The following is a 3114-nucleotide window of genomic DNA, read 5'->3' on the forward strand; positions in this document are numbered from 1 at the left end:
ACACCGTCATGACGTGCCTCCCCGAAGAGAAGTGACGTTTTCCGTCAGGAAAGACGCCTGTCACCGGCACGTTAGGTTCGGGTACCTTGCAGCGACCTTGCAGCGGATGTCTGGGGCACGGCGAACTCGGCCGACAACCGCGTGAGCCGCGCGGCGGCCAGGATACGGCGCGGTGAGGACACGGGGAGACTGTCCGTCAGTGCCCGCCACATCTCCAGGTCGTCCTGTCCCCACGGCGCGCGTGTCCACGCGGTGAGTGCGTCCGGGTCGCCGGAGGCGAGCAGCGCCGCCCGGGCCTGCTGCTCGAGCAGGGACCGCGCACGACGCACACCCGGCGCCTCGGAACGCGGCAGCAGCGGCCCCTGGTAATGACGTAGCGCCACCTGGAGCGCGCCCGATTCAAGGAGCTCGGCGACGGTCATGAAGTCGGCCTCCATACCGGGCCCCACCCGGTACGGCCGGGAGTGCAGCAGGTGCGGGCCGACAAGCCGACGCAGCCGGCACATCTCCGCGTGCAGCGTGATCGGGTTGGCGTCGTCGCCGTACAGCTCGACGCCCAGCTGCTCTCCGGTGAGGCCCTCGGGGTGCGCCAGCAGGATGACGAGGATTTCGCTCCGACGAGGCGACAGCTGCATCCGCCGGTCCCCGATCCGAAGCAGGCCCTCGTCGCGCCCGAGTACCTCCAGCTGCAGCCGGCCTGCTGATGAACGGACGCCAGGACGGAGCCAGGGCACCATCTCGCCCTGGTCGCCCAGCCGTTCGCGGCGGCGTTCCCGGATCCGCGCGAGCTCACCCTCCGCGGCCCGCGCGGCGGCCTGCACCAAAGCCAGACTGTACGGGGTCGCCAGCTGGTCGCCGCCGGTGATGTCGACCACGCCAAGGCTTTCACCCGATGCGGGGTCATGGATCGGAGCCGCCGAACACGTCCACGACTGCGACATCCGGCTGAAGTGCTCGGCGGCGAACAGCTGCACGGCGTGGTCGACCACGAGTGCGGTTCCCGGCGCGTTGCTCCCGGCGTTCCGCTCGTCCCATGCCGCGCCCTCGACGAAGTTCACCCGCTCGGCCAGGCGCCGCACCCCGAAATGGCCCTCGACCCACAGCAACTGCCCCGCGGCGTCTGAGATGGCCATGAGGTGGCGGCAGTCATCGGTGACACCGCCGAGGAGTTCGCGCAGCAGTGGCAGGACGTCGGCGAGCGGATGGATGCGCCGGTAGGCGTCGAGGTCGCCGTCGGTGAGGACGACCGGGGGCAGGTTGCGGTCGGGATCCACACCGGCCTCCGCCGAGCGGCGCCACGAATCGGCAACCACTGGGCGCAGCACCGGCCACACCGGGGGTGCCGCGCCCGCGGTCACGAACGCCTCATGTGCCCGGCGTAGTGCGGCCGTCCGTTCGGCCGGGTCGCTGCCGGGTTCCAACGCGAGCCAGGGATTCGACACGGCCGCCTAGCCTGAGATCTTCATGGCTGCGCGGAGCCGCATCGTGCTGAGCTGCACGCCGTCGCGGCAGGCCACCGGTGTACCTACCGCGAGTGGAGGCTGCCCGGTGGATCGTCTGATATACCGACGGGCGCCGGTCACCGGCTCGTCCTTCTCCGCGAAACCGACGCTCACGATGCCGCCCTTCCTTGCGTGCCTGGGCACCGGTGTGCCCGTCCGGGGATGGTCCCACCGCCCGGTCCCACGGGGGCGGGGTTCGGCCTGCTGGGAATTCTCCTAGCCGAATGTCAGGTCGATGGCTCGTTCACGGAGCATGGCTTTCTGGATTTTTCCGGTGGAGGTCTTGGGAAGGGCGCCGAAGATGATCCGACGCGGTGCCTTGAACCGAGCGATCCGGGTCCGGACGAAGTCGATGAGTTCCGCCTCTTCGGCGGCGTCCTGTGATCGCAGGGTGACGTACGCGATCGGAACCTCGCCCCACGTCGGATGCGGGGCACCGACCACCGCGGCCTCAAGGACCTCCGGACGCGTCCACCACGCGGACCGGTTCACTGATCACGTTGGCAATTCCCTGGCGTGCGGTCAACCGCGCCCGTTTCTGCACGGTCGAGCAGTCCCATCTGCTCACCGGCGGCATGGCAGACAGCGATGAATTCCGGGATACGACACCGGTAAACCCAGGACGGCCAGCCGGCCAGGAACTTCTTTCTTTTATCACCGCCGACCTCGGCGTACGCCGTTCCTCCCTTCCTGGGCAATGGATTTGATCAGGGTGAATGTCAGCTGTTCTGACCGGTCTCCGTCGCGAAAAAACCGTCGCCTTCCGGCGGATCTCCCGTTCGTCCCGGCGTATCCAGTTACGGATCGACTGTCCCGACGGGCCGTATTCTCCGGCCAGCTCTTCGGGTGATCTTCCGGCCCGGACGGGCTCGATCGTCTGCTGACGGAACTCGGCGGTCCAGGGCGGTTTTGATAGCCACACTTTCGATCCTTCTGGGAACTATTGTACCAAGGGGCTCTGGTATGAAATGGTCCGGGTCGGCGCGGGGACGGCGGGCAGCTTTTTGCGTCCCTCAACCTGGTACGGGTAGAAGGTGGCGGGAGGCCACCTAGCGCGCCCTTCTTACCCGGTCAAGATCCTTTTATGGGGACTCTCCACGATTTCGGTGGATTGCCACCCGTCCGTATGGCAAAGTCCGTGAACGGGGAGCGGCAATGTGAGGTGGACCTTGGTCGACAGGCGCAATGTCCCGTGCTCCGGGATCGACAGCGTGGTCGGCCACGCAGTCCCCGAGGTGGCCCGGACGACGTCGCGGCGGCGAACCCAGCCGCACAGCGCGAGGCGGGTGCTGCGTGGCCGTGAGTCCGAACTGGCTGGTCTGGTGACGATCCTGGACACTGCGATCACGGCGGGACGAGGCGCGGTGGTGTCGGTCGTCGCCAGGGCGGGCATGGGCAAGACCGCGTTGATCACGGAGATGGAGATCGCGGCGGTCGCCCGCGGCTTCCGGACGGCGTGGTCCGGCCCGGGCGATGACTTCCGGCCCGATACGCTGGCCGGTCTGCTGGGTGACGCCGACACGGAGATAACCGACCCGCGTCTCGTGCTCGAGCGCCGGCTGGCCCGCGGTCCGCTGCTGATCAGCTTGGACGACTTCGAGTGGGATGAGCC

The 3114-nt window shown here is 68.1% G+C and carries 3 protein-coding genes and 1 pseudogene; 1 reads left to right on the forward strand and 3 read right to left on the reverse strand.

Annotated features, from left to right (window positions below; genetic code table 11):
- Window positions 1-71: 71 nt before the first annotated feature.
- The 3 genes from U9980_RS16285 to U9980_RS16295 all read right to left on the reverse strand — a co-directional run bounded on the left by U9980_RS16285 (window position 72) and on the right by U9980_RS16295 (window position 1994).
- Window positions 72-1442: a helix-turn-helix domain-containing protein gene (locus U9980_RS16285; protein WP_322768696.1), complete on the reverse strand. Its 1371-nt coding sequence runs from the start codon at window positions 1440-1442 to the stop codon at window positions 72-74.
- Window positions 1443-1448: 6 nt separating this feature from the next.
- Window positions 1449-1616 carry a hypothetical protein gene (locus U9980_RS16290; protein WP_322752169.1) on the reverse strand — a complete coding sequence of 56 codons (168 nt, stop codon included), beginning with the start codon at window positions 1614-1616 and terminating at the stop codon, window positions 1449-1451.
- Between the two features lie 102 nt (window positions 1617-1718).
- A complete protein-coding gene (locus U9980_RS16295; RefSeq protein WP_322768697.1) occupies window positions 1719-1994 on the reverse strand; it encodes an AMP-binding enzyme in 276 nt (91 codons plus the stop codon).
- Window positions 1995-2659: 665 nt separating this feature from the next.
- On the opposite strand from U9980_RS16295, the pseudogene U9980_RS16300 reads away from it, so the two are divergent.
- Window positions 2660-3114: pseudogene (locus U9980_RS16300) on the forward strand (hypothetical protein); the annotation flags it as partial.

Origin of the sequence: Protofrankia sp. Cr1 (genome assembly GCF_963555865.1) — a bacterium.
Taxonomy (GTDB): domain Bacteria; phylum Actinomycetota; class Actinomycetes; order Frankiales; family Frankiaceae; genus Protofrankia.